Origin of the sequence: Maridesulfovibrio spiralis (SeqCode) (assembly GCF_048571135.1) — a bacterium.
Taxonomy (GTDB): domain Bacteria; phylum Desulfobacterota; class Desulfovibrionia; order Desulfovibrionales; family Desulfovibrionaceae; genus Maridesulfovibrio; species Maridesulfovibrio spiralis.
Window position 1 is genome coordinate 3,938,484 of record NZ_CP182344.1, and the last position, 26,636, is coordinate 3,965,119.

Here is a 26,636-nt window from a genome sequence, read left to right on the forward strand (position 1 = left end):
TGAAAACATTTACACGGAGAAAATTAATGTATTTTCATGAAGCCGAAACCCTTGAAAGAGGAAAACTGGAAGAACTCCAGGTTGAAAGACTGAAAACAACAATCGAGCTGGCTGCAAATTCTCCGTATTATAGTGAAATTTTCAAAAAAAACAGCATCGATCCATCTATCATCAAAACTGCTGATGATATCACTAAACTCCCGTTTACTACTAAAGATGACCTGCGCTCCCAGTATCCTTACGGATTACTGACCCAATCGCTGGAAAATTTCGTGCGTCTGCACGCATCTTCCGGAACAACAGGAACACCGACCGCTGTCCTCTACACCCAGAAGGACCTCAATACATGGTCAGACCTCATGGCTCGCTCCATGTACGCTGTGGGCTTACGCAAAAGTGACGTGCTCCAGAACATGTCCGGTTACGGCCTGTTTACAGGCGGACTCGGTATCCATTACGGTTCCGAGCGTCTGGGCTGCCTGACTGTTCCCGCAGGTGCTGGTAACACCAAACGTCAGATCAAGCTCATCCGCGATTTCAATGTAACCGGACTGCACATCATCCCCTCTTTCGCCCTCTACTTTGCGCAGAAAGTGCGTGATGAAGGCTTTGATCCGGCAGAAATGCCTTGGAAAATTGCCCTAATCGGTGCTGAACCGCATACCGAGCACACCCGCCGCAAAATCGAAGAACTGATGTGCATCAAGGCTTACAACTCTTACGGTCTTTCTGAAATGAACGGTCCTGGTGTTGCCTTTGAATGTCTGGAGCAGGACGGCATGCATGTCTGGGAAGATTCTTACATAGCCGAAATAATCAACCCTGAAACAGGGGAACATGTTGCTGATGGAGAAGTAGGAGAACTGGTTATGACCACCCTGACCCGCGAAGGCATGCCCATCATCCGCTACCGCACCCGCGACCTCACCCGTTTCATTCCCGGCCAGTGTAAATGTGGCCGTACATCACGCCGCATTGACCGCATCATGGGCCGCGCCGATGACATGCTCATCCTTAAGGGTGTGAACATCTACCCCATGCAGATCGAAAAGATCATCATGGGTATCCCTGAAGTAGGCCAGAACTACCTCATCGAACTGATCAAAGAAGGTCTCATGGATCAGATCAGAGTCAAAGTTGAAATTAAAGAAGAACATTTCATTGAGGATATGCGAGCACTTCAGGGCATCCAGAAAAAGATCGCCTCCATGCTGCGCGATGAGATCCTGATTACCCCGCGCGTTGAACTGGTGCAGCATAACTCCATTCCCAAAGCGGAAGGTAAAGCTGTGCGCGTAGTGGACCTTAGGGATGAAGAGGCCTAAACAATGATAACCGCATTTGCAGTTCTGGTTATCCTGCTTATGCTGTGCTCATTGGCACTGCATATCTTCGGTTTACCTGCTAACTGGCTGATTCTCGCTCTTGTCGCGGGCTGGAAATTCTACCAGCCCGAAACAATGACCTGGAATTTTATCATAATTCTCGGAGTTATCGCCCTCGTAGGTGAAGTTCTTGAATTTGTAGCCCAGTATTTCGGTGGTAAAAAGTACGGCGCAACCGGACGCGGAAACATCGGTGCATTCATTGGTGCGATCGCCGGAGCAATCCTCGGCGCACCGTTTTTCTTCGGACTCGGCGCACTGCCCGGTGCCCTGCTCGGCTCTTTCGGAGGATGTTTCGCCCTTGAGCTGACCCACGGCCGAAGCTTTGACGAAGCCAAGCATTCCGCATGGGGAGCTTTCTGGGGTAAAGCATTCGGCATGGCGATGAAAATCAGCCTCGGAGTCTGGATGTTCGCCATGAGTATTCCGAAAATCTGGCCTGCTTAATTACTTTTCATGCGCTTCGCGCTTTTGGATAATTTTATTTCGCTTCCGGCGGCCCTCCGCCGGTGCTGAAGGCAAAAAGGAGATATTATGACTATTGCTAATGAATTTCCGAAATATCGTGGTAAAATGGAGTATCATTGTCTGGGTTGTAATGCCCGTTATGATATTAACGAACTGCATTACACCTGCCCTGAATGCGGCTCTGTTTTCATCCTTGAAGATCTCACCTTTGACGAGCTGAAAAAGACCAGCGGCAAGGAATGGCGTGAAATTTTCGATGCCCGTTGCTCTACCAAAAATGACAGCCTGCGCGGCATCTTCCGTTTCTACGAGCTTTTCGCTCCGGTAATGGAAGAAAACGAGATTCTTTACCTCGGTGAAGGTAACACCCCCATCGTTGCATCCAATCCGGCACTCAATGACGTGACCGGAATAACCACCGCCTATAAAAATGACGGCCAGAACCCCAGTGCATCTTTCAAAGACCGCGGCATGGCCTGTGCTTTCAGCTACATCAACGCCCTGATGAACAAAAACAGCTGGGATGAAATCCTGACTGTCTGTGCATCCACCGGTGACACCTCCGCAGCGGCAGCACTTTACGCTTCCTACATGAAGAGCGGTGTTAAATCCGTTGTTATCCTGCCACAGGGTAAGGTTACTCCCCAGCAGCTGGCGCAGCCTCTGGGCAGCGGTGCTAAAGTACTTGAAGTTCCCGGCGTATTCGATGACTGCATGAAAGTCGTTGAAAATCTTGCTGACAACTACCGCGTAGCCCTGCTCAACTCCAAGAACTCCTGGAGAATCCTTGGACAGGAATCCTACGCATTTGAAGTTGCCCAGTGGTACGATTGGGATCTCAAAGATAAGTGCATCTTTGTTCCCATCGGAAACGCAGGTAATATCACCGCAATCATGGCCGGTTTCCTCAAACTCTACGAGCTGGAAATCATCAGCGACCTGCCCCGCGTATTCGGCGTACAGTCCGCACATGCTGACCCGGTTTACCGCTACTACTCTGTTGAAGACGAGAACGAGCGCGAATACAAGCCTGTTAAAGTACAGCCTTCTGTTGCTCAGGCTGCAATGATCGGAAACCCGGTTTCCTTTCCCCGCGTAAAGCACTTCGCAGAAAAATTCGAAGCGATCGGCGGCAAAAAAGCATTTCAGGTTGTACAGGTCAGCGAACAGATGATCATGGACTCCATGCTTCTGGCCAACTCGCACGGTCACATTGCATGTACACAGGGCGGAGAATGTTTTGCCGGACTTATCCGTGCGAAAGAGCTGGGCCTGATCAGCGAAAATGAAAGCGCAGTACTCGACTCCACCGCACATCAGCTCAAGTTCGTTGGCTTTCAGGATATGTACTACCAGAATGACTTCCCCGCTGAGTATGAAGTTACCCCTGATGTTTCCCGCGCAAACAAGCCTGAGCTTGTTATTGAAAGCAGCGAAAAGGATAAAATGTCCGAAGCAGACTACATTGCAAAAGCTGCGGACAACGTTGTTTCCATGCTGGGTCTGGAGAAAAAATAAGTGGCGAAGAAGGAACGCGCAGATCAAATGCTTTTTGCTCAGGGGCTTTCCGAAAGCCGCGAGCAGGCCAAGCGCATGATCATGGCCGGGCAGGCCCACTACCTTAAAGATGGTCAGAAACTTCCGGTAACCAAACCCGGAATGCAGCTGGACCCCGAACTTGAAATCGTGGTCAAAGGCCGCGACCGCTTTGTCAGCCGCGGCGGCTATAAACTGCTTACGGCTATCGAAGAACTTGGCCTTGATCCGAAAGACAAAGTCGCGCTTGACGCCGGAGCCTCCACTGGAGGCTTCACTGACTGCATGCTGCAGTTCGGTGCTGTACGGGTCTATGCTGCCGATGTTGGATACGGACAGTTGCACTGGAAACTTCAGCAGGATGAGCGGGTCACCAACCTTGAGCGCATTAACTTACGCCATGCGGAAGAAGACCTTATCCCTGAGAAAGTCGATCTTGTGGTTTGTGACGTTTCTTTTATTTCATTGACCAAAATTCTACCAGCACTTGTCCGCTTCCTTAAGGACAGCGGCGAGATTGTCTGCCTGATCAAACCTCAATTCGAAGTCGGCCCCGGACAAACAGACAAGGGTGTAGTTCGAGACAAGGATCTCAGGCAACAAGCCGTGGATATGATTGTTGATTTTGCTTCTGCAGAACTTGGGCTTCAACTAAAGGGTCTGGTCCCTTCTAGTATTAAGGGCCCTAAAGGGAATCAGGAATATCTTGCATATTTTATTCGCTAATATTGCAAAATAGATACTTTTATAAGGCAGTTACATGGTGTAGCTGCCTTTTTTATTGCCAATCAGACAAATCATATTTTCCATGAGCAATAACACACCATCAAAAGCTTAATCTTAAGTAAAAATCGTTTAAAACAGCAGCAAAGTTTCATCTTCATACACTTCAAACACTTCAATTTCTATTCTATCACAAGCGTTATGGACCGATTAGCATTGTAAATTTACATTACTAAATACGTATTACATTAAAGCTACATAACAAAACAATTAAACATACACACATGTATGCAAACATACCTCAATTCAACCTCATGTTATTTTCACAACAATTTACATTTGCGTCAATTTTACTTTACTAAATTTAACATTCAAGATAGTTAGTATAAGCTTTTTTTTGAGGGGATGACTTTAATTAAGTATTGTCATTTAGCATTTTCAGCATTTTTGAAGGAGTGTATATGAGGACCAAATTTACAGCATGTTTCGGCGTGCTCATTGTTTTAATGGGACTGGCAATTGTCCCCTGTCTCAGCAGCAAAGCTGAAGCAGCGGGTTTTGCTATCTATGAATGGGGAGCACGCGGCAACGCCCTCGGCGGTGCCATGGTTGGTAAAGCGGACGATCCTTCCGCAATTGCATGGAATCCAGCTGGTATCACCCAGCTTAAAGGGACCCACATGCAGGCCGGTGTAGCCATGATTTCGCCCAAGATGGACCTGACCACCACCTACGGCGGCACTTCCACAAAAAACAGCATGACTGAAAATGTTTTTTTTGTACCCAGCGCCTTCATTACCCACCAGATCAATGATAATGTCTGGGTCGGTGTAGGAACATTCACCCGCTTCGGACTTGGTACCGAATTTGATGAAAACTGGGCAGGAAGATACGCTTCATACAACACTGCCATCGAAAGTTATTCCATCAACCCCAACATCGCTTATAAATTTAACGATTACGTCTCTGTGGCAGTTGGTGTTGAATTCATGAAGGTCCGTGCTGACCTCAGAAAAAAACTTGATGCCAGCAGACAAAACAATCCTTCCACTTACGGCAGCGACGTTGACCAGCGTCTTCTGGTGAACGGATTCACCCCGGGCGTAAACGCGGCGATCCACGTCACCCCTAGCGACCAGTGGTCTCTGGGTTTCTCCTGGCGCAGTAAAATGGATCATAAAGCAGAAGGCTCCGCAAGCTACAATGTCCCTGCAGCAGTAGCCGCAACTTCCCCGCTTTTTCAGGATTCCGAAGTCAGCATGAATATGAACACTCCGCACATGATGTTCGGTGGTGTTGAATACAAACCCATGGAAAACCTGAGCATTGAATTTGATGCCATCTTCTCCATGTGGAGTGACTACAGCGCAATTGACTACCACTTCGACAAAGTTACCGCTGTTGGTAGAAAAGACATTCGCGCTGATAAAAAATGGAATGACGTATGGAGATTCGAACTGGGCGTTGAATACCTGCCCATCGAAGACCTCGCTCTCAGAGCAGGTTACTTCTACGACCAGAGCCCCATTCCTGACGGCTACATCGACTACATGCTGCCCACCAGTGACCGCCAGAACGTATCTCTCGGTATTGGCTGGAAGTATGAAAGCTTCACAATTGATGCTGCATACAACTATCTCTGGATGGCAGACCGTACCATGGATGCAAGACCGGCTGAAGGCATCCTTCAGACTGAAATCTCCAATTCCCGTACACATATTGTGAGCTTGGATCTTGGATTTGAATTCTAAATCCCGGCCAATACGGCAAATTCAAACGGCCCGTTCCATCTGGAACGGGCCGTTTTTTTATTTATGTCTCTTGAGTTGCCTAACGCCCAATACCCAAATCTAAATCCATATCATCCGGGGCGGTCATTTCCACTGCATAATTGAGATCATATTTACCAGCTGCCGGCACTTCTACTAACCACTCAAAGTTATCATCCTTGATTTCAGTTTCAGGCTTGGAGGTGATTTCGAGCTTGATTCTCTTATCACCGGTAACCGGAGCCGGTTCCTGCACCAAGACCTTAACCGGAGCGATACGGCTGTTCTCAAGTTCAATTCCATACTTCCAACTGTAAGTCTGCTTGGAGCTGAACATGCCTTGCTCGCCTGATTTCTTTTCAATAATTTTACGCTCAGCCTTAAGCATGGGGTCAGAGCCAAAAAAGAGTTTCTTTTCCTTGCCGGAAAATGAAAATTTTCTCTTTCCGATCATGGTTCCTTCCATAAACATTAGCACTGTGCCGGAGGGATAATCTTTTGCTTCTGCAAGCACTGTTTTTGCTGAAACAAAGACGTCGGGAGTAAGCGAAGGACGTGCTATAAATGAAAAATCGGCTTTCCATGTTTCGCTTTCAACTGCATATTTTCTGGTGCTGCCTGCCGGAATAGTTTTACGGCCCATCTCCCATAAGGAATATGTCGCCTTGCTAACACGTTTGGGAGCACTTTTACGGACCATATTCCGACCCTTACCCATTGAAACAGGGGCCGCTTCCATAGCCATCTGAACCTCATCCATCGCGTAACGTTCCGGTTCTGGTTCCGGCTTCGGCTCAATCACCCAGCGACCGAGTTGGGGCGGAGAAATTCTGGAATGCTTTTTCACCGTAGCAAGAGCTACATCACAACTCTTGAAATCCATACCGCTTGCCTGCCGAATCTCGGCTTCAAATGCAAATTTGACTTTTCCGGCACTGGGATAAGCATCAAGCTTATACTTAGAAGTCCAACCGCAATTGTGGAGCATATAACCAATCTTAAAATCAGCATTCTTTGCTCCCTTTGCAGCCACGGAAACCTTCATATTCCAAACCAGCTTCCCACCGCCTGACAAATCATTCAACTGCCGTTGCAAATCATTAATCAATTCCTGCAGGTCATTAATTTTAACCTTGAGTTTGGCAGACTCTTGATAGAGCTTGGAAAGACTACTGACTACCTGTCCGGCAATGTTGCCCATATCTGAAGGTTTTATCTGCTGTTTGCTGCCCCTCTCCTTCCAGAAAGAGATTCCGCCATCCACAGCCTGCTGCTGTGAAATGACTGAATCACGCTTGAACTTAAGTTGATCAATTTTTTTACCAAGATCAACTGCTGCGGGAGAACGGGACAAATCACTACGGGTCCAAGACACATCGTTTACCGACACCCCTTCGCTCAAGGCGGCGATAGTAAAGGTATCAGGAACAGCCTGTCCGCTAAGGGTAAACATTACGTAGCTACCATTCACATCAGATTTAACATCTGCCTTGACCGTGCTGCTGAAATCCGCGCCGGAGGGATAGAAAACCACCCGGTCTGCCACAGCCGAGGCTTTACCGCAAGATAGGATAACTAAAAACAAAGCCATCAATATAATTTTTTTCCGCAAATCATTACCCTCGTTTAACAGTCTATAAATTAATGCAATTCACTTATCATAACAGATATCACCAGCAATCAACAACTCACAAAATTGACCTTAAACAATCACGCCAACCCTCTCGACAAACAATGATTTTTTATTAATAGTCAGTGCTTCAGATATACATCACCATTAACTGGAGCATAATAAAATGGGTAATAAACTTTCACTGCTCGTCTGCGGGGGGGCGGGATATATCGGTTCGCATATGACCCGGATGATTGCTGAAGCCGGACATGAAGTCACCGTCTTCGACAACCTCTCCACAGGCCACGCGGAAGCATTGAAATGGGGCAAATTCATCAAGGGAGACCTGCGCAACCCATCCGACCTTGAAAATGTGTTTTCTAAAGGTAAATTTGATGCGGTCTTTCATTTTTCCGGCTTGATCGTTGTTAGCGAGTCAGTTCAAAAACCCTTCGAATACTATGACAATAACGTGACCGGCACTTTAAACCTGCTACAGGCCATGCGAAAGCACGGTGTCGGTAAATTTGTTTTCTCCTCCACTGCCGCTGTTTACGGTGATCCGGTCACGGATATCATTACAGAGGACCATCCGCTGAAACCTCTTAACCCATACGGCAGGACCAAACTTCAGGTTGAAGAAATCCTTCAGGATTATGCCGTTGCTTATGGGCTTGATTCCGTCTGCTTCCGCTATTTCAATGCCGCAGGAGCGCACCCGGACAGCCTCATAGGTGAAGCCCATTCACCTGAAACACACCTGATTCCGAATATCCTGCTCAGCTGCATTGATGCAGGACGTAAACTCAAAATTTTCGGCAACGATTACCCGACTCCGGACGGAACCTGTGTCCGAGACTACATCCATATTCTGGACCTCTGTGACGCCCACCTCAAGGCAATCGGTTACATGGATCAGAATAAAGGCGCGCACTCCTTTAACCTTGGCAACGGCAAGGGATTCAGCATCCTTGACGTAATCAAGTCTTCAAGCGAAGTGATCGGGCGTGAAATTGGATTTGATTACGAACCCACCCGCGCCGGGGACTCACCGCGGCTGGTGGCGGACAGCAGCAAAGCTGCCGCAGAACTGAACTGGACCCCTCAATACACAGACCTGCGCGAGATAATCGAAACAGCCTACCGCTGGCACAAGAATCCGGCATTCTAATTACACTAAAAACAAAGTAAACAAAAAAGCTGGAGTTTGAGTCATGCGACCCGAACTCCAGCTTTTATATTTTGTTATTTATAAATTGCGACTTAACGACTGACCAACAGCACATCCTGATGATAGTTGGATTTTCTTCCGCACCAGTTACCCAGTATCGTTTCTTGAATCTTGAACCCGCGCTGCTCAAATAAATTCACGGCGAATTTTTCGTCATAACCTACCGCATCCATAGGGTCCTTTGGATCTGCGGTGTAGAATATCCCGTACTTGAAGAAATCATGAACACTTTTGCCCTGATCCATAAGCTCATTTGATTCCGCATTAACCAGAAAAAAAGTCGCCAGAATATTCCCGTCTGCTTTAAGCACCCTGTCCATTTCCTTAATATAATTCATGATATCTTCCGGCATCATATGAGTGAAAACGGAGTTGAGCATGATCAGATCAAATGACTCATCTTCATATGGGAATACAAAGTCAGCAGCCTTGGTTTTCGCGGCGGGGTTGTACGTGGAATTAAATATATCAACCTGCTGATACCTAAAATTAGGGAACTCAGGCGTAATATTTTCCGTGCACCATTGGACTCCGACGGGAAAAGTATCAAAACCCTCATACCCCCCACGTTCGGAAAGAATTTCCAACAAGGGAAAGGATAACCGTCCGATCCCGCAACCGATATCCAGAACTTTTGAATCCGGCTGCAATTCAAATTTGTCCCAGCACAGATCAATCATTTTCTTACCGGAAAGCCGAAAGTCTCCACCTCCGAAGCAGATATGCAAATCTTCAGGCGGTTCAGAAATATTATTGATATCTCGCATTATTCACCATCTACATTTGGTTCAGGCAATCTTCACAGATTTCCCCTTCGGGAGTCTCTATTGCTGACTTCGATTCTGATTTTTCCAAAATCACATCAACCATTCCCTCAAATCTTTCAGCGGGCAGATAGCCACGAATGGACACACCGTTAACGAGAAAAGTCGGAGTTGCATCAATGTCGAATTTCTTGGCTTCGGCTTCATCGGCAGCAAGATATTGCTGCAACTTCTCATTCTGAAGATCCTTCTGGAGCTGTGCTGTATCCACTCCGATTTCATTAATGATTTCACCTAACACAGCGCCGGATTTATCTTCATAAAGTTCCTTTTGACGCTGAAAAGCGAGATCATGAAATTTAAACGCCTGCGCTTTATTGGAAAGTGCAAGGGCTTCAAAAACAAGAGCCAATTGGCGGGAATTCTTATGCATGGGCAAATGCTTGAACACCAGTTTATACTTCTCCGGCTGCCCGGTTGCCAGCTTGCTGACCACCTTCGCACCTTTACTGCAATATGGGCACAGAAAATCGGTATATTCAACGATAGTCACTGGGGCATCAGGATTCCCGAGCATCGGCCTTTCAGCAAAAATGGTGGGAGTATAGGGATTTGCGATCTCAGCATCAAACGTGGCTTCACGCTTCATCTTTTCACGCTGGTCAATGCCCAACTCAACAATCTCCAACATTTCGACGCTGCTTTCACGCATGGCATCAAGCACGATTTGGGGATTTTCCTTGATGGCTTCAGCTATCTGTTCTTTAAGCACCTGCTTATTTACACAGCCGGAGATCAGCAAAAATAACAACAAAGCAGCAAAAATATTCTTCAACATGAAAAACCTCTTAAACAACATTCAAGAAAAAACCTCCATGCAATTCTGCGGTGGAGGTTTAAAACTTGTTATTTAAATCAGACTCAAAACTATTCAGCACCCAATGACCAAACATCATCGAAGGAATCTGTTTGATCGCTGACTTTTTCAACGAATTCAGAATGAAAAAATTCATCCTCCATTGTCGGGGCAGCTGGCCCACCAAAGGGGGAGGTCACGATATCGTACATACCGGAAACAATGCGTCCACCAGTGTATGCAACACCGACGAAAAGACCACCGATATACCCCGCTGCCTGCTCTGCAGGCTCATTGCTCTGTGCAGCAAGGTCAACAGACTGATTGGGTATCTCCAGCGGAGCGGAAACAAGGTTGGTCACCCCCCGGCCGAACTTGCGGGAGGCACGCTCAGAATAGTTATCCTGACTGCCGACGTAATTAGCAGAATTCAAAGAGCAACCGCCGAGCAGCATTGATGACAGAGCCAATGCAACCACTGATATTTTTACAAATCGTTTCGATTTTATCATTTTATCTCCTGTAACTAAATATATGCCTCCGCTCCTATTCGCTGTCAAGGTTATGCGTATGTTTACTGATGTAATTAAGAATTTTATAGATATTTTATATAAAAAAAGGCCGCCCCGAAAGGGACGGCCTCATCAACATTATAATAAGTCGAACTTACCACTTTCTCTTGCGCTGCTCTTCAAGGGCTGCGTCCTGTTCTTCGAAAGTAGCGAATCCTGCGTGATGCATTGCATCTTCAACAGTCTGGTTCCAATCCCAAGCGGAATAAATTACCGGCTTGTGGAAAGTTCCACGGAAAGTATCCATTTCCTGTCTGATGAAGTCCTCACGCGGGGAATCCATGTTGTCGCGAAGCTGCTCATTAAGACGTCTGATCTCACCTTCGTACCAGTCCTCAAGATCTTCTGGGGTCTTGTACTTCTTGATGATGTGACTGTAGCCGTTCGCTTCCATCAGCTCGGCAAGACGCTCAAAATGACGTGCTCGGATCCACTGTCCAAGTTCGCTGACCTTGATGTTCTCAGCCTCGACCGCAGCCATATCAAGCTTGGTTTGGAGATAAGTATCAGGCACAACAGATGCGGACACAATCCCGGCGATGCAGACTACGCCGCGCAGAATTACGCTGTTAGAGACACCCTGTCCGCAAAAACCGATTTTCTTACCGAACTTCTGTCCGGTAAAAATAGCGGAAAGGATTGCCCAGACAACAGCCGGATCTTCTTCATCGTAGATATGCTGCAGGCTGGAGTTATCACGGTCAGTGCCGAGTACCAGCTGAGTCATATCGTTAGAGCCGATGGAGAAACCGTCTACTTCTTTGATGAATTCCTTACTGAGCACAGCGTTACTGGGAATCTCGGCCATAAGGATCAGCTTAAGACCGTCAACGCCGGACTCAAGGTTATGCACCTGTGAGAGGTAACGCTTCATGCTGCGTGCTTCTTCGATGGTACGAACGAAGGGGAGCATGATGTGCAGGTTCTTACCGCCGAATACGCCGCGAGAAAGCTTGAAGGCTTCCAGTTCCCAGTCGTGGATGTTTCTGGAAACACCACGATAACCGAGCATGGGGTTGTCTTCATGATGTTCAAAGAGCAGTCCACCGAGCAGGTTGTGGTATTCGTTGGTCTTGAAGTCAGTGGTACGGTAAACAATATCTTTGCCGTAAAAGGCCATGGCAAACAGCGCCAAGCCCTGTGACAGGGTCTGAATGTAGTTTTCCTTACCGCTTCTGAGACCGCGGGATTTAAGAATATCTGCAATGCGCTGACGAAGGGTGGTGACTTCATCCATTTCGGATTTAAGTCCCATCTTAAGGGCCACTTCTTCACGCAGTGCTTTAATTCCTTCAATATATTCGAGAACCACTGGATTCTCTTTAGCCTTGACGAGCATTTCAGGAAGTTCATCAAGCGATTCAGTTCGCTTGTAAATAAACTTGGAATCTGCATTCTCACCGGCATGAATTCCGAGAACGCCGCGCAGATGCTCTTCAATGTTAACGGAGGTCTTAAGGGTGTAGAGGCATTCCGTTGCATGCTCAAGGTAATGGTCGAGTTTCTTGTCCAGTTCACGCAACTTACGGTGCATGGCCAGAACTTCCTCGGTACCTCGTGCAGTGTTGGAGTTAGCCATGGAATCCATTTCCTCGGCCAGACCGGTCAGCGCGCCAACGTATTCCCTGAGATTGATGTTCAGGGAAATCAGCCCGGAATCGAGTTGAGTCTTCATGACCGTGGTCAATCTCGAATCAAGCTCATCAAGCTTATCCTGAACCAGTTTATCAAGATTTCCGTTATCGTAAGCTTCAAGGGCCAGCGGATGCACGCCTACGTTACCGAGCATAAACTCGGCCCGGAGCAGACCGACTTCAAAATCAGGAACTTCGCGCAGACGGGAAAGGAACAGGGACTGTCCCACATCAGCGAGGATCAGACCTACTTTGGTTTTGGTCGCCGGAAGTTTGGAAGTATTAATGGTTCCGCCCACTTCAATAAGAGGAAGTGCGCCGCGGTAAACCTTACCACGAGAACCGTCAACTGTGATATCCTGCCCATCAAGGGAACGCAGAACTTCGAGTCTCTGAATACCGATGATAGCCGGGATACCCAGCTCGCGGGAAGTGATCGCCGCGTGACTGGTATCACCGCCGACATCAGCGAGAATACCCGATGCGATACGCATGCCCGGTACCATATCCGGGTCGGTACGTTCAGCCGCGAGGATGTCGCCTTTGTGAATTTTATTAAGTTCAAGAGCGGAACGCAGGTACTTTACAGTTCCCTGCCCTGCTCCGCGGGAGGCTCCATTTCCTTCAAGTACCACTTCAGCTTCTTCAAGCTCCTTGGGGTCAACCTCAAGTCTGCGCATGAAGATAGCATCAGGATGCTGTTCGAATTCCTCGTTCCAGCGGGTTTCAGGACGGGCCTGAACAAACCAGAGACGATCCGCCGCATCAAGACAGAACTCAGTATCCATAATCATGCCGCCATAGGCTTCACTGATAGAGCGAACACCCTTGGCAACTTCTTCGGCCTGAGCAAGAGAAAGCGCCCAGCGATAGACTGCACCGGGCTGAACTTTTTCAACCTTGGTTCCGCCCTTCTCGCTGTAGACGATCTTCTTGTCTTTGCTGCCCATATTACGGACAACAACTTCAGATCCGTCATCACGCTGGAATACATAAAATTTATCCGGGGTGACCATGCCGCCAACAACAGCTTCACCGAGACCATAACTTGCGTCGATGGAGACCAGATCCTTACGGTCTGTTCCACGGCAGCCGGTAGCAGTATCCGCGCTGAACGCAGTACCGGAAATAACCGGATTAATCATGCGCATGATACAAACGGAAAGCGAGGTATTCTCAATAGCCCATTCAAGCTTGGCATTCTCGGCGATGGAAGCATCACCGGTGTTTTCTGCCAAGGTAACAGCATCGAGAATCGCTTCACGGCGGTAAGTCATGCTGCGCAGGTTGTAAGCTGATGCGCAGTCCCAATGATATGCTTCGGCGCACTGATCGTCGCCGACAATATTAAGATAGGTATCCTGAAGTCCGGCAAAAGCTTTTTTACGGCTGTCTTCACCGGCAGCGGAGGAACGCACGGCAACAGGCTCGTTTTCAAGCCCGGCATCCTTGCAGATTGAAAGGTACGCTTCCTTGACGGCTTCTTCCACTTCTTTGGGGAGTACAACAGAAAGAATAGCACTCTGAACAAGCACGGATCTTTTGCGGAGCTGGTCAATTCCTTCAGGGGAGGTTGCGAAGCCTTCAACAACGTTGTTGATAAAGGTGCGCAGCTGAATCTGTGTTTCAGTATGTTTCCGGGCCTCATCCTTGATTACACGAGCGATGGAGCGAACAAACTTCTGCAGAAATTCACTGTCACTGTTAACTTCTTCACTGCTCCAGTCCACAGCGTTGTACTCACTGTCGACAACAGCGCGGACAACACTTGCGTTTACTTTAGTTTCATCAAGTAGTTTATGAAATGCTATGGATGAAACAGCTCTGAACTGGGGAGACCTGATGCCTTCTACCTGACTGATCAATGCGGTGTTATAGTTCTTACCACCGACCAGCAGTTCAGCATCTTCGCCGATTTTAACAATATCAGCGCCGGTTAATATCAGCTTCTTTTCAAGCTGTTTTTTAGCCTGGGACTTCTTGGGAGCTGCTGTTCCCGCACTTTTAGCGGAAACTGCTTCTTCCGTCTTACCAGCCATCACTTCCTCCTTACACATCTTTAGTAGAGATATGCCTTTGGATTTTATTTCAAAATCCGGGTAATTAAGATAATCAGTAATCGAAAAGAAATTAACAGAATATAAACAGATATAGCACCCTGCCCTAAAAAAGAACAGGGTTACAAACGATAATGATACTAATTCGGGCGCAAGCGGAAGAACTCCGCTGCAGTCCAGGATTGCCCTAAACAGGTGAAAAGCTTCCCTTCAGTTCACCCGGCAACAAAAAAGCAATTCCTTACCAAGGCCCGTATGTCAAGCAAAAACAGTATCTACCGACATTATAAAGGCATAACCGATCCGGAATAAATCTCGTGCTGCTCACCATTAGAGTCAACAACAAGTCCACCATCAGAACGTAGACCGCAGATTACACCGCGTTCGACCCCTTCAGGACCGTCCACGATCTTGACCTCTTCACCAAACCAGACCAGACGGTCCTGAAGTTCGTAAAGAAAATCATCTGTATTGTTCATGGAAATAATTGAGTCAAAATTGCCCCGGAAATACTTAATCAGCTCGACCCATGTTTCCAAGGGACCAAGCTGCATAGTCTCGGTATTCAACTTTCCGGCAGGGACGGCGTGATCAACACGGAGCTGCTCGCGGGCAGGCGCGTAGGCCAGATTCAAACCGATGCCGACCATTGTGGCGTTACTGCGTTCTTCAATGAGAATACCGCCGGCCTTCTTGCCGTCTATAAGTATGTCATTGGGCCACTTGAGCTGGGCATCAACACCGATATCACGCAATGCGTTGCAGGTGAGGTAGCCCACGATCAGAGGTAGAATCCGATTCCATACAGGACGAACTTCACCGGGCTTTACTTTCGGCAATGCGGGCCACCTAACGGTTCCATAAAGGTTACCGGGAGGTGAAATCCACTCGCGGCGAACCTGTCCGCGTCCGGTGTTCTGTTCAACAGCTAGAACGCTGCCCCATTCCGAAAGATCTTCGAGGGCATTCAACCGCCAGGCAACATCAAGACTTGAAATACAAGAACCGCAAACCGCAACTGGAACACCGGTCCTTGAACCTGAAATCCATGTTGAATAAGTCCTGTACTCTGCGTCCTCACTGTTCCAGGGGCCGAAATTTTCAATATCCCGCGCCCAAAGAGGGTGAGCCTGAAAGAGATTTTCCGGGTTTGTCTTGGGCAGGGGACTGTTTTCCTTGCCGCTTATAATAGTAATTCGAGTAATCATACTGCACTATCCCATGGTCAAAGGATGATAGACGAGATTTGATCCTGTTTTTATTAATACTTTAGCTTAATTATATTCTTACCTAAAGCTAACGGATTGTGCAACCATTGTTCATCCGACAGCTTTACTAAAGTCAAAATAAGTAGGCGGGAACAGCCGCAAAGGGACTATTCTGTCTTGGAGGATTTGATCTCCCTGATGAGATCAATGAGTTCTTCTTCCACATCATCAGCTTCACTCTGGTCAATAGCGTCAGAAGAACGGGATTCGCGGGTAATTGCGGCGGCTATTTTGCTCGAAATAACGGAAAGAATCCTTTTTTTGGCATCATCCCCGGCAATGGCAATCAGAATGCCCAGCTTATAGTAACCGAGTTGACGAAAAACCTGCTTAAGGGTTCCGAGATCAACAAAAATTATATCTTCGACACCCTCAAGCTCTTCAATAGATTTACGCTTACGTTTTACTTCCCTGAAGAACTGCTCACCTTTTCTCTCTGCCCATTTAGACGTCGCATCCTTATGCAGCATACAAATATCTTCCGGGAATTCCCCCACTCCGATCTTCTTGTAAATCATTTCCGGATTGGAATCGACCAGACTTGAAAAATCAAAAATATCAACAAAATCAGAAAGGAAAACTTTTCCGCTGAACTTATTAATATCATCTGAGAGGTTCTCGGCAATAATCAAAAAATCATCCGGACTGGTGATACTGAGGTAAGTCTGAGCACCTATTTTATTAACCGTGATCATACTAAAACCGATTGCAGATTTAAGATGACGATCAATCTCATGCTGCGGAGCATTGCTGATAGCGGAAAATTCTCTGGACAACTCCTCAAGGGTTATCCCGATAGGAGCATCTTCGCTGCGTGGTGCTGTCTGAAAAATGCGGTGTTTCATGTGCAGCAGGCGGCAAAAGGTCAACCATGAATTATCGCTGCGGCTTTCGGATATTGCCCGATCTGCGCTGGCAAGACGTGAAGCAAGTACGCGGGTAAGATGAAAGACGGTAGGATGGCTTTTCTTGAGCAGCATAAGAATCAACCGCGCGGTAAGCACCAACACAGTACATTCAGAGGCGGCTTCCGCTCCGGCAACACGGGCACTGCGCGAAATGATAGCCATTTCACCAAAAATCTCCCCCGGTCCAAGAGTAGCTAAAACCTGCCGTTTACCCTTAATATTCTTAACAATATTAATAGTTCCGGACTGAATCATGTAGGCAACATGACCTTTGTCCCCTTCCTTAAACAGCACTTCACCTTTAAGGAAAGTCTTGGATTGCGGTCTGCCCACCTTAATTTACCCCCTTAAGTTTACGTACAGTATCAAGGAGTTCATCACAACATTCCAGAACTTCCGCATCGTTGGGATCACGATCCCGCGGCGGTTCACGTAACAGAATCTGGGCAACCTTTTTGCCTATATTGCGCTTGATCTTATCTTTACCCTGCTGATCAAGGGCGGAATAAAGTATGGAAATTTTATAATAATTGAATCCTTCGAGAGCTTTCTTAAGCGTAGGATTATCAATAAAAATGATATCATCAACGGCTTCGAGATCATCAAGAGCCTTACGAGGTCTGCGGAATTTATTGAAAAAGTTAGAATCCTTATCCTTGCGCCACTCCATGGCCTTTTCCCGGTCAAAAAACAGCAGGTTTTCCGGCATCTCTTCCTTGATGACTTTTTTATAAATCAACTCCGGGGTACTTCCGGTTCTTCTCGCAAGTTCTGTGAAACTCATGAAAGTCATACGCTGATCGACTTTGGCCCCAAGTTCGCGCATCTGCTTATACAGCGAGCGCAGATTGCACATGAATTGTTCAAAATTTATGATCTGGATGTAGCGTTCAACAAAAGCACTTTTATCGCCCTTCTTAACGCTTTTAATATCTATCAAACGCAGCTTGAAAACCGTCTCAAGAAACGAATCTATCTCAACATTGGAAAAAGCGGCCAGACTTTTAACCGTTTCGATGTACGAATTTACTGAAAGCCCCATCTTGTAGTTTTCAATCTCACGCTGTTTATCACGCGGAGTGTAAGCAAATTCCCGATAGGCGAGATCAAGGATGGTGGCAAGGGCGAGAAAAGAATCACTCTGCTCTGCGCTGCCAGTCTTGAGGTCAGTAGCCGCAACCCTTTTCGCCAGCAGCTCCAACATCTTTTTTACAGTAGCCGGAGAAGACTTAAGCAGCTTGTTCATCATCTCTTCGGTGATCACAACAAGCTCACAAAAACTTGAAGCTTCAGCGCTCGCAGTACGCTTCTGGTTGGCGAGCAAAGACATCTCCCCGAAGATATCACCACGGCGCAGGGAAGCCATGACAGTCTTTTTCTTGTCGATCATCTTAAAAATATCAACAGTCCCGGACTTGATCATGTAAGCAATTTTGCTTTCCTGACCCTCGTGAAAAATAACCTTACCCTTGTGGTAGGTTCGTATGCTCGGCGCAGTCCTGACAATCATATATATTCTACTTTAATTAGCTGAAGAATCATGAATATTACACATTTCGACGGCTCTTAACAAGCCCTACAACCTTCTTCACAACAAGCGGGAACAATCCAAGCAGGACAAAGGAAATAAGCACTCCCGGCTGCACGATTCCGGAAAGGGAATCGATCTGTCCCAACTCCTTGCCGGCATTCACATATACCATGGTTCCGGGTAACATCCCAAGCTGCGAAACCCAGTAAAAAGTTCTCAGCCGCATATTAGTAAGACCCATGACCAGGTTAATGACAACAAATGGAATCACCGGAATAAGACGCATGGTAAAAAGATAAAAAGCACCTTCCTTCTCTATGCCCTGATTGACTTTATCCAGCCTGTCCCCGAACTTGCGCTGCACATAATCGCGTAAGAGATAGCGGGAAAAGAAAGAGGCCATGGTCGCACCGATGGTGCTGGCAAAAGAAATTACCAGCACGCCGATGGTAAAACCGAACATGGCTCCCCCGGCAAGCCCGAGCACTGTTGCTCCCGGAAGATTTATCCCGACAACAAGAACATAAATCAGAAAAAAAGAAGCGATTGTCCAAAATGGATTTTGATCATAAAAGGCTTGAAATTCCTGCCGTGAATTTTTTAAGTATTCCAGGGTGAGAAATCTGTCCAGATCGAAAGCAAAAAATAGAGCAGCTACGCTGACGATAAGTATGAGTATCAGTATTTTCTTTTTCATTAAGCATACGATACCATCAAACCTGAATTAATCAAGAACTGCGATCACTGATCTTTGTTATTAATATATGTAAGGTAGACACAATTAAATGGTTAAAAAATCGAATAAATTAAAATTATTAATTGCCGGGGGCGCAATTCGCGATCTGCTGCTGGGACATGAACCAAAAGATGTTGATTATCTTATCGCTGCCGGAACAGCGGAAGATTTCATTTCGGCATTTCCCAAAGCGCGTCCGGTGGGGAAATCCTATGAAATTTTTTATCTTAGCGGGCTTGAATTTTCCTTTCCACGCAAGAAGGGAAAAACGACTGCAGAAACAATAGAACTGGACCTGCAAGCCCGTGATTTCACGATCAACAGCCTCGCACTGGATGAAGAGGGTGAACTTTACGCCCACCCACAGGGTTTGGAAGACTTGCAAAAACGTATTCTACGCCCTTCTTTTCCGGGCACGTTCAAAGAAGATCCGCTGCGGATATTCCGCGCGGCAACATTTCTGGCCCGTTTTCCCAGCTTCAATCCCCACCCGGAACTGATTGAAGGCATGAAGCATTGCGCTGCCGAAGGCTGGCTGAATGATATCGCGCCGGACCGGATTGGTGCTGAACTGCGAAAAGCATTGAGCGGTCCCAAACCCGGGAATTTCCTACGCCTTCTGATCGAAACGGATTGCCTTGAGCCGTGGTTCAGTGAATTCTCCGGGGCAGATGAAATTCCCGCAGGGCCTATGCAGTACCACGACAAATCAATTGCCGGACACACTGCTGAAATCATGGATAAGGTCGCCGGCGATCCTCTGACCTGCTGGATGGCCATGTGCCATGATCTGGGAAAAGTACTGACCAAAACAGAAATACTTCCTTCGCACTACGGACACGACAAAAGAGGAGCTGAACCGGCGCAAAATCTGGGTAAAAAACTCATGCTTCCGGTCAAATATATCCGCGCAGGAGAAACTGCCGCCCTGCTGCACATGAAGGCCGGTAATTACGCCGAGCTTAGACCCGGAACCAAAGTGGATATGTTAATGAAGCTGCATGTCTCGGGTTTGCTGGAAAATATGACCAGCCTATGCCGTGCGGACCGGGGGAAAAATGTATTGAATACGGCTTCCGCAGACTTGGCGGAGATACTTAAAGTATCCCTGCCGGCCCACGAAAGAAATCTCGGAAAGGAATCAGGGGAAAAGCTGCGCAACCTGCGCGCGATGCGCCTGAAGGAACTTCATAGCGCATAGTTGCCGGAACTATTCGAAGAGATATTTGTACTCCGAAGCAACCTTGTCAGTCTTATTCAGCAGCCCGGCAGAACCACTCTCCACGTTACGAGAAGTCGTGATTCCAAGTTCCTGTTTGAGATAAAAAGGAACCACATCTTCACTTTCCGCGAACGTCCAAACTATTGAATACACAGATCCGATCTCGGGCCTGTCTTTGAATTCACTGCGTGATTCAATCCTGACCCGCACCGCTTTGGAGTTTTTGTCGACCAGATTAAACAGCACAGATTTCCTAAAGTGTTCCTTTAACTTTAAGGCCAGTGTTCCACCTAAAACATCATCGCCGGAATGAACCACCACAACTGGAATTCCGGCTTGGTCTTGGGCCTGTTCTATTTTTTCCGCCGGGACAGGCTTGGCTTTTACGTCAGGGACTGCCTTGGTTTCTTGTGCGTAAGCAATGGAGCCAAGGGACAATATCAAGATCAGAACCAGAATCAAACCCAATGCTTTTTTCATAACAACTCCTCATTCACATTCTTTCGCAAATCCTTAAGCAAAGCCTTGACCCTTACTTTATCGCGGGCCCAGACTTGTGAACAATACCCTGAAATATACGTTGCCATTTCCTTACGCGGCGGCAGATCGGGAAATTTTGGAAAATCAATATCCTTAATGGTAATAACATGAAAGGCCATCTCGTCATCGATCACCTGACACTGCAGTCCTACACATCCGGCTATGTTCTCTTTCTGCACAGCAGCCGGGTCCAGAGACTTGGTGAATTTTAAAACATCAGAAGCTGTGACGTTCCTGTTCACCTTTTCAATTTTGACGTTAATCTCATCAGCCATGCGAAAAAAATCAGCACGGTTCACAGTGCGGACTTTTCTCCCGTTGTCCTGATCTTCAATTGAACCATGCATGTAATCTTCAATACTTGCGGACAGCAACTCATAAGCAAAACTCAACCACTTAATGTGCTCTCCCCTGCCTGTGAAAGAGAAGGAAGGCTTAGCTATCAGGGTTGTACTCTCAACACCTGCGGGATAAAAAAAAAGATCCCGGCTCAGCCCTGTGGACACCCAGAAATCGTTTGCCCCGTCTGGACCGAGACATATTTTTTCCATGAGCGCACAGGCTCGAAAGACTGTATACAACTTGACATGCAGCTTTTCAGAAACTTCATGAAAAAACTCAATTGCGTCATCAACGTCGATACGGGCACCAAAATAGGAATCCGCCATATCATGAAGTACTTCATCCGTTAAAGCATCGGTCAAATCTTTAAAGTCAGCCATAATCTTTCCCTTTAATGCTCAGCTCAAAACTTTGTTCGGAAATTTTTTATTTCCGCTCTATCCTTTTATTTAAAACGCTTTCCGAACAAAACAACTGTTCAGTCCTTATGTAAATCATTAATTACCCTTGAGAGTGCCATATAATTGAATTATACGCTATGGGCACGAGTATCATTAAAATTTGAAAAATGATCACCCGTAAAGATTTCCAGCAGTTAAACCTCCTGCTCGGTTTAACTGGACTGTTCGAAAAGAACGGCCTTATTAGTTAATTATCTGACATTAAACTAATAGGGATTCCAAAGGGACTTGTTCCTTTGGCCGCCGGAGGCGAAATGCGATATTTAAAAGCGCGAAGCGCATCATCTAAAAAAGCCATACTGGAGGGAGTATGCTGCTTAACGAACATTTAAGTAAAATTCTGCTCAAAGAGGCCGGACTTCCCGTCCCCACCGGTGTTAAAATTTCCGAGAAAGACCTTCCCGGTCTTGAACCCTACTTTCCCCTGCCCTGGATTCTGAAGGCTCAGGTTCCTGTGGGCGGACGCGGTAAAGCCGGTGGTATCCAGAAGGTGGATTCCAAGGACGATTATGAAAAGATCGCCCGCAAGATCCTGACCATGGAAATCAAAGGCAACCAAGTTCCCTTCCTGAGGGCCGAGCCTGCCGTTGATATCCGTAAGGAATTTTACCTTTCACTGACCCTCTCACGCCAGCGTCGCAAGGTAATCATGACTGTAGGCCGCGAAGGCGGGGTGGAAATTGAAAACATGGGCCCGGAGAACCTGCTCATTCAGGAAATCAGCCTACCCGGAGGACTGCAGCCCAACCAGATTCGCGCTGCCTTCTTCCACATCGGCATCGCCAAAGAGCTTTTTATGGATTTCAGCAACATTGTTAGAAATCTTTACAACAGCATGATTGATAACGGCCTGCTGCTGGCTGAAATCAACCCGCTGGCATTGACCGGATACGGCAAGCTCCTTGCCCTCGACGGTAAAATCGAGATGGACGACAACATCGTTGATCTCAACCCCGCATTTGAAAAATACTATCAGCCGGAACACTCCACCCCGGTGGAGAATATCGCCCGCGAGGCCGGAATGAGTTTTGTTTCCCTCAAAGGCTGGGTCGGACTCATCGCCAACGGCGCAGGGCTGGCTATGGCTTCCATGGACGCGCTGAACTTCTCCGGCCTCCCGGCTGCCAACTTTCTTGATCTCGGAGGAGCCGCAGACCAGAAGCGCATCGAAACCGCGCTAAGGCTGCTCTTTGACGATGATCAGGTAAAAGCAATCCTGATCAACCTCTTCGGCGGTATCCTTTCCTGCGAGCTGGTAGCCAAAGCTCTTGTCGCAGCCCTTGGCGGCAAGGAACCGGAAAAGCCCATCGTTGTGCGCATGTCCGGTAACAGCGCGGAGGAAGGACTTGAAGTTCTCAAACAGGTTAAAGGCGATAAGCTGCACCGGGCCAGAAACATGCAGGAAGCCCTCGACCTGCTGGCCAAACTCAAGCCCGCTGACACAGTAAAAATCGATTTTCCAGACCCCATCGCGGCTATGCCGGACTCCCGCCCCGAGGACATCGGTTACAAGTCCCCGCACACTTTCGGCATCAACAAAGAAACTCCCATCCTTGTGCAGGGCATCACCGGAGCAGAAGGTCGTTTGCATACCAAGCTCATGCTTGAGTACGGCTCCAATATCGTTGCCGGGGTGACCCCTTTCAAAGGTGGTCAGGAAGTTCTCGGAGTTCCGGTTTACAACTCCATCAAAGAAGCCCAGCGTCACCACGAAATCGGGGCCAGCATCATTTTTGTTCCGCCGAAACTGGCAACCGACGCCATTCTTGAAGCTGCGTCCTGCGAAGTTCCGTGGGTAGTCTGCATCACCGAAGGCATCGTACAGTCGGACATGCTCAACGTGCTGGAGCAGGTCAAAGGCGGAAAAACCCGCATTGTCGGTCCCAACACCCCCGGCCTGATCGTGCCCGGACAGACCAAGATCGGCATCCTGCCGACCACACCGTTCTCCCCCGGCCCGGTTGCCGTACTTTCACGCTCCGGAACCCTGACCTATGAAGTCGCAGACCGCCTCAATCAGGTAGGTATCGGGCAGTCCCTGTCCATTGGTATCGGCGGCGACTCCTACATCGGAACCACCTTTGCCGATGTTTTTGAAATGCTGCGCAACCACGATGAAACCAAGGCCGTTATGGTTCTCGGTGAGATCGGCGGTACTGCTGAACAGGATCTTGCGGATTACGTTATCGAAACAGGATTTGACAAACCCGTACTTTCCTTTATTGCTGGTCAGACCGCACCTCCGGGTAAACGTCTGGGCCACGCAGGTGCTATCCTTCAGGAAGGAACAGGTGTACAGGGCAAGCTCGAGAGAATGCGCGCAGCAGGTTTCACAGTCTGCCCCAGCCTTGAATCTATCCCGCAGCTGACAGCAGACGCACTTGGAATCAAATTAAGTGAATAAAAACATATGCTTCTTCAATAGCAATAAAGCCTGGGGCGGCGGGGAGAAATGGAACCACCATTTTTCCCTGCTCCTCCGGGATCAGGGTTACAATGTTTTCGTTGTCACCAACCATAAATCCGAACTTAAAGCCCGCCTCGAAAATGAACCGGGCATAACCCTGCACAGTGAACCGATCGGCAATCTTTCATTCCTGAATCCCATTTTGATGGGCCGCTTGAAATCTTTTTTTGCGGCAAACAACATCCAGACCTTGATCACCGCCCTGCCCTCCGACCTCAAAAGCGGCGGCATTGCTGCCAAACGCGCCGGGGTAAAACGGGTTATCTATCGGCGCGGGATTGCCGTTCCGGTTAAGGATTCACTGCTTAACCGCTACGTTTTCAAAAATGTAGTCGACCGGTTGATAGTCAATTCCCTTGAGACCAAGCGGACAGTTCTGGCCAACAATTCCACGCTCATAGCTGAAGACAAAATCCGCCAGATATACAACGGTTTCGATGTTTCCGAGTTCGATAAACAGAATTGCGATCCCCTTTACGCAGCAGAAAACAATGAAGTTGTAATCGGAAATGCAGCCCGTTTAACACCGCAAAAGGGTCAAAAACATCTCATTGAGTCCGCAAGAATTCTCAAAGAAAAGGGATTAAATTTCAAAATACTCATCGCCGGAAAAGGCGAAATGGAGCAGGAGCTTAAAGATTACGCCACCGAACTGGACGTAAACGACAAGGTTGCATTCCTTGGTTTCATCGAAAACATGAAATCATTCCACGCTTCACAAGATATTTTCTGCCTACCGTCCCTTTGGGAAGGGTTCGGATACGCGCTGGTGGAAGCCATGACCCTTGAAAAACCCGTGGTAGGCTTTGATATCAGTTCCAACCCTGAAGTCGTTGCAGACGGGGAAACCGGAATACTCGTTCCGGTGGAAGACACGGAAAAGCTGGCTGCCGCTCTGGAAAAGCTCATTATTGATGCTGAACTGCGCAAAAAGATGGGCGCAGCAGGAAGGCAGCGCGTACTGGAAAATTTCAATACGCCGCTGGTGTTACAGAAGTTGATTGAGGTTGTGGAGGAGTAATAGACACCCTTTTATCATATGATGTCAATTTCATTCTATATGAGATGATCCTTGCCCGATTATTGTCCGCTATGTTCATATGCGGTGATAATTAAAAATAAGGGGATCAAGATGTCTGACATAAAAGGTGAGCTTTTCGACAATGCGAGACAATGGGGCGCGGATCTGATTGCTGTTGCGGACACATCCCGCATGGCATCAATGGAAACACGGCCCGACAACCTGCTCCAGAATTTCCCCCGAGCCATATCGATTGCGGTGCAACTGGCAGATGGAATCATTGACACAATAGTAGATACTCCCACCGAGATTTACTCGCAGCATTATCAGCGTGTGAACGCTCTTCTGGACAATATAGCCTGCCGGGTGACCAGTTTCATCCAGAACAACGGCGCAAAAGCAATGCCTATTCCAGCCAGCCAGATTCTCTGCAAAGAGCGGTTTGTCTCCTATATTTCTCACAAAGCGGTGGCTATTAATGCCGGACTGGGCTGGCAGGGGAAGTCATTACTGCTCGTCACCCCGCAATACGGACCGCGAATACGCTTAGTAACGATCCTCACTGATCTAGACATTCCCGCAGATGCTCCCATCAAAAACCGTTGCGGCAAATGCACGAAATGCACCGACGCCTGCCCTGCCGGAGCAATAAAAAACGTCAGCACAGAATTGCATTACAGCTCCCGCAATCAAGCAGTAGATTTGAATTCCTGCGTTAAACATCTGAATAAAGTTTCAGGATTCGGAAACTTGATGCCCTACATTTGCGGAGTATGTGTCGCATCTTGTCCTTGGGGTAAAAAGAAACGGCAGCCTCATAAAGAGACTGCCGTTTAGCAAAATCTAAATAATTAAAGAACCCTACTGAGCAAATTCCTCAATAAAACGCTTAATTTCAGCACGCGCCCTGTCTACATAACCGGGAAATATACCTTTACAGGTATCGGTCATTTCCATGGACCAATCGGTGTAGTTTTCAGGCTCCATTCCCAGAATACGCATTTCAGGGCGTTTGCCTACTGCCCCGGCCATGTTCAGGGAATCGACAAGATCGATATCATGCAGGGAAAGACGCTGCTTCTCGTTATCAATGATATCTTTTTCCTCAAGGTAATAAACGGTGCCGGCATCCTTCCCGCCATGAACGATGTCGAGCACCAGAAGACCGTCATAGCCTTCCAGAATATGGAAAATATCGTGGGTGAATGTACCGCCGTCCACCAGATGAACGTATTCCGGCCATTCTTCTTTCTTAAGTTCTTCTACAGCATGCACCCCGACGCCCTCATCGCCGAGAAGAATGTTACCAATCCCTAAAACCAACAGTTTTTTCATTATGAAATCCTTTGTCGTGAGATGCCTCCGGCGGCTGGGGAAGGGGAACTTTTGGAAAAAATTCCCCTTCCCCAGACCCTATCCCCTCAAAACTTTTTAATTTGCTTCGCATATATCCTATAAAACGACTTTAGAATTAACAAGCAGCGAATCTTAAACAAAAGGTTTTGGGATTCTTAAACCCTTTTGCAAAAGGGT

General features: G+C 47.5%; 22 protein-coding genes. 10 read left to right on the forward strand and 12 right to left on the reverse strand.

All coding sequences use genetic code 11. The features are described from left to right. The first annotated feature begins 26 nt into the window (after positions 1–26). The 5 genes from ACNI29_RS17700 (at position 27) to ACNI29_RS17720 (ending at position 5,863) form a co-directional block, all read left to right on the forward strand. Entirely contained in the window at positions 27–1,325 is a 1,299-nt protein-coding gene (locus ACNI29_RS17700; protein ID WP_419779686.1) for a phenylacetate--CoA ligase family protein, read from the forward strand. A 3-nt stretch (positions 1,326–1,328) separates the two neighbouring features. After that, a complete protein-coding gene (locus ACNI29_RS17705) occupies positions 1,329–1,832 on the forward strand; it encodes a DUF456 domain-containing protein (RefSeq protein ID WP_419779687.1) in 504 nt (167 codons plus the stop codon). A gap of 87 nt (positions 1,833–1,919) precedes the next feature. Further along, the gene (gene thrC / locus ACNI29_RS17710; RefSeq protein ID WP_419779688.1) at positions 1,920–3,371 is read left to right on the forward strand and encodes a threonine synthase; all 1,452 of its coding nucleotides are present in this window, start codon (positions 1,920–1,922) and stop codon (positions 3,369–3,371) included. Further along, positions 3,372–4,115, forward strand: coding sequence for a TlyA family RNA methyltransferase (locus ACNI29_RS17715; protein WP_419779689.1), 744 nt, complete (start codon positions 3,372–3,374; stop codon positions 4,113–4,115). Positions 4,116–4,573: 458 nt separating this feature from the next. Further along, positions 4,574–5,863, forward strand: a complete 1,290-nt coding sequence (locus ACNI29_RS17720; protein WP_419779690.1) for an OmpP1/FadL family transporter — start codon at positions 4,574–4,576, stop codon at positions 5,861–5,863. A 79-nt stretch (positions 5,864–5,942) separates the two neighbouring features. Here ACNI29_RS17720 and ACNI29_RS17725 read toward each other — a convergent pair whose 3' ends face one another. Beyond that, positions 5,943–7,472, reverse strand: coding sequence for a DUF4139 domain-containing protein (locus ACNI29_RS17725; protein ID WP_419779691.1), 1,530 nt, complete (start codon positions 7,470–7,472; stop codon positions 5,943–5,945). Positions 7,473–7,677: 205 nt separating this feature from the next. On the opposite strand from ACNI29_RS17725, the gene galE reads away from it, so the two are divergent. Further along, positions 7,678–8,664 (forward strand): UDP-glucose 4-epimerase GalE, encoded by a 987-nt coding sequence (gene galE, locus ACNI29_RS17730; RefSeq protein ID WP_419779692.1) that lies wholly within the window; start codon positions 7,678–7,680, stop codon positions 8,662–8,664. A gap of 92 nt (positions 8,665–8,756) precedes the next feature. Here the strand turns inward: galE and ACNI29_RS17735 are convergent, their stop codons facing one another. From ACNI29_RS17735 to ACNI29_RS17770, 8 genes are all read right to left on the reverse strand, one after another. Further along, complete coding sequence (locus ACNI29_RS17735; RefSeq protein ID WP_419779693.1) at positions 8,757–9,491, reverse strand: class I SAM-dependent methyltransferase; 735 nt, start codon at positions 9,489–9,491, stop codon at positions 8,757–8,759. Between the two features lie 10 nt (positions 9,492–9,501). After that, positions 9,502–10,326: a DsbA family protein gene (locus ACNI29_RS17740; protein WP_419779694.1), complete on the reverse strand. Its 825-nt coding sequence runs from the start codon at positions 10,324–10,326 to the stop codon at positions 9,502–9,504. A gap of 89 nt (positions 10,327–10,415) precedes the next feature. After that, positions 10,416–10,856 carry an exosortase system-associated protein, TIGR04073 family gene (locus ACNI29_RS17745; protein WP_419779695.1) on the reverse strand — a complete coding sequence of 147 codons (441 nt, stop codon included), beginning with the start codon at positions 10,854–10,856 and terminating at the stop codon, positions 10,416–10,418. Positions 10,857–11,010: 154 nt separating this feature from the next. Beyond that, positions 11,011–14,589: a PEP/pyruvate-binding domain-containing protein gene (locus tag ACNI29_RS17750; RefSeq protein ID WP_419779696.1), complete on the reverse strand. Its 3,579-nt coding sequence runs from the start codon at positions 14,587–14,589 to the stop codon at positions 11,011–11,013. Positions 14,590–14,891: 302 nt separating this feature from the next. Next, positions 14,892–15,815 (reverse strand): biotin--[acetyl-CoA-carboxylase] ligase, encoded by a 924-nt coding sequence (locus ACNI29_RS17755; RefSeq protein ID WP_419779697.1) that lies wholly within the window; start codon positions 15,813–15,815, stop codon positions 14,892–14,894. Between the two features lie 167 nt (positions 15,816–15,982). Continuing rightward, complete coding sequence (locus tag ACNI29_RS17760) at positions 15,983–17,116, reverse strand: Crp/Fnr family transcriptional regulator (protein ID WP_419779698.1); 1,134 nt, start codon at positions 17,114–17,116, stop codon at positions 15,983–15,985. Between the two features lies 1 nt (position 17,117). Further along, on the reverse strand, positions 17,118–18,293 hold the full coding sequence (locus ACNI29_RS17765) for a cyclic nucleotide-binding domain-containing protein (protein ID WP_419779699.1): 1,176 nt from the start codon (positions 18,291–18,293) through the stop codon (positions 17,118–17,120). A 37-nt stretch (positions 18,294–18,330) separates the two neighbouring features. Beyond that, positions 18,331–19,011, reverse strand: a complete 681-nt coding sequence (locus tag ACNI29_RS17770; protein ID WP_419779700.1) for a TVP38/TMEM64 family protein — start codon at positions 19,009–19,011, stop codon at positions 18,331–18,333. A gap of 88 nt (positions 19,012–19,099) precedes the next feature. Here ACNI29_RS17770 and ACNI29_RS17775 point away from each other — a divergent pair, with 88 nt between their 5' ends. Then, positions 19,100–20,251: a tRNA nucleotidyltransferase/poly(A) polymerase-related protein gene (locus tag ACNI29_RS17775; protein ID WP_419779701.1), complete on the forward strand. Its 1,152-nt coding sequence runs from the start codon at positions 19,100–19,102 to the stop codon at positions 20,249–20,251. Between the two features lie 9 nt (positions 20,252–20,260). On the opposite strand, the gene ACNI29_RS17780 is transcribed toward ACNI29_RS17775, so the two are convergent. Then, a complete protein-coding gene (locus ACNI29_RS17780) occupies positions 20,261–20,752 on the reverse strand; it encodes a hypothetical protein (RefSeq protein ID WP_419779702.1) in 492 nt (163 codons plus the stop codon). Then, positions 20,749–21,534: a hypothetical protein gene (locus ACNI29_RS17785; protein WP_419779703.1), complete on the reverse strand. Its 786-nt coding sequence runs from the start codon at positions 21,532–21,534 to the stop codon at positions 20,749–20,751. The genes ACNI29_RS17780 and ACNI29_RS17785 overlap by 4 nt, the downstream gene beginning before the upstream one ends. A gap of 391 nt (positions 21,535–21,925) precedes the next feature. Between ACNI29_RS17785 and sucD the strand changes: the two genes are divergently transcribed. From sucD to ACNI29_RS17800, 3 genes are all read left to right on the forward strand, one after another. Then, positions 21,926–24,019 carry a succinate--CoA ligase subunit alpha gene (sucD, locus tag ACNI29_RS17790; protein ID WP_419779704.1) on the forward strand — a complete coding sequence of 698 codons (2,094 nt, stop codon included), beginning with the start codon at positions 21,926–21,928 and terminating at the stop codon, positions 24,017–24,019. After that, positions 24,012–25,103: a glycosyltransferase family 4 protein gene (locus ACNI29_RS17795; protein ID WP_419779705.1), complete on the forward strand. Its 1,092-nt coding sequence runs from the start codon at positions 24,012–24,014 to the stop codon at positions 25,101–25,103. The genes sucD and ACNI29_RS17795 overlap by 8 nt, the downstream gene beginning before the upstream one ends. A 111-nt stretch (positions 25,104–25,214) precedes the next feature. Further along, positions 25,215–25,940 (forward strand): 4Fe-4S double cluster binding domain-containing protein, encoded by a 726-nt coding sequence (locus tag ACNI29_RS17800; protein WP_419779706.1) that lies wholly within the window; start codon positions 25,215–25,217, stop codon positions 25,938–25,940. Positions 25,941–25,964: 24 nt separating this feature from the next. On the opposite strand, the gene hysD is transcribed toward ACNI29_RS17800, so the two are convergent. Beyond that, positions 25,965–26,438, reverse strand: coding sequence for a NiFeSe hydrogenase maturation protease (hysD, locus tag ACNI29_RS17805; RefSeq protein ID WP_419779707.1), 474 nt, complete (start codon positions 26,436–26,438; stop codon positions 25,965–25,967). Between the last annotated feature and the right edge of the window lie 198 nt (positions 26,439–26,636).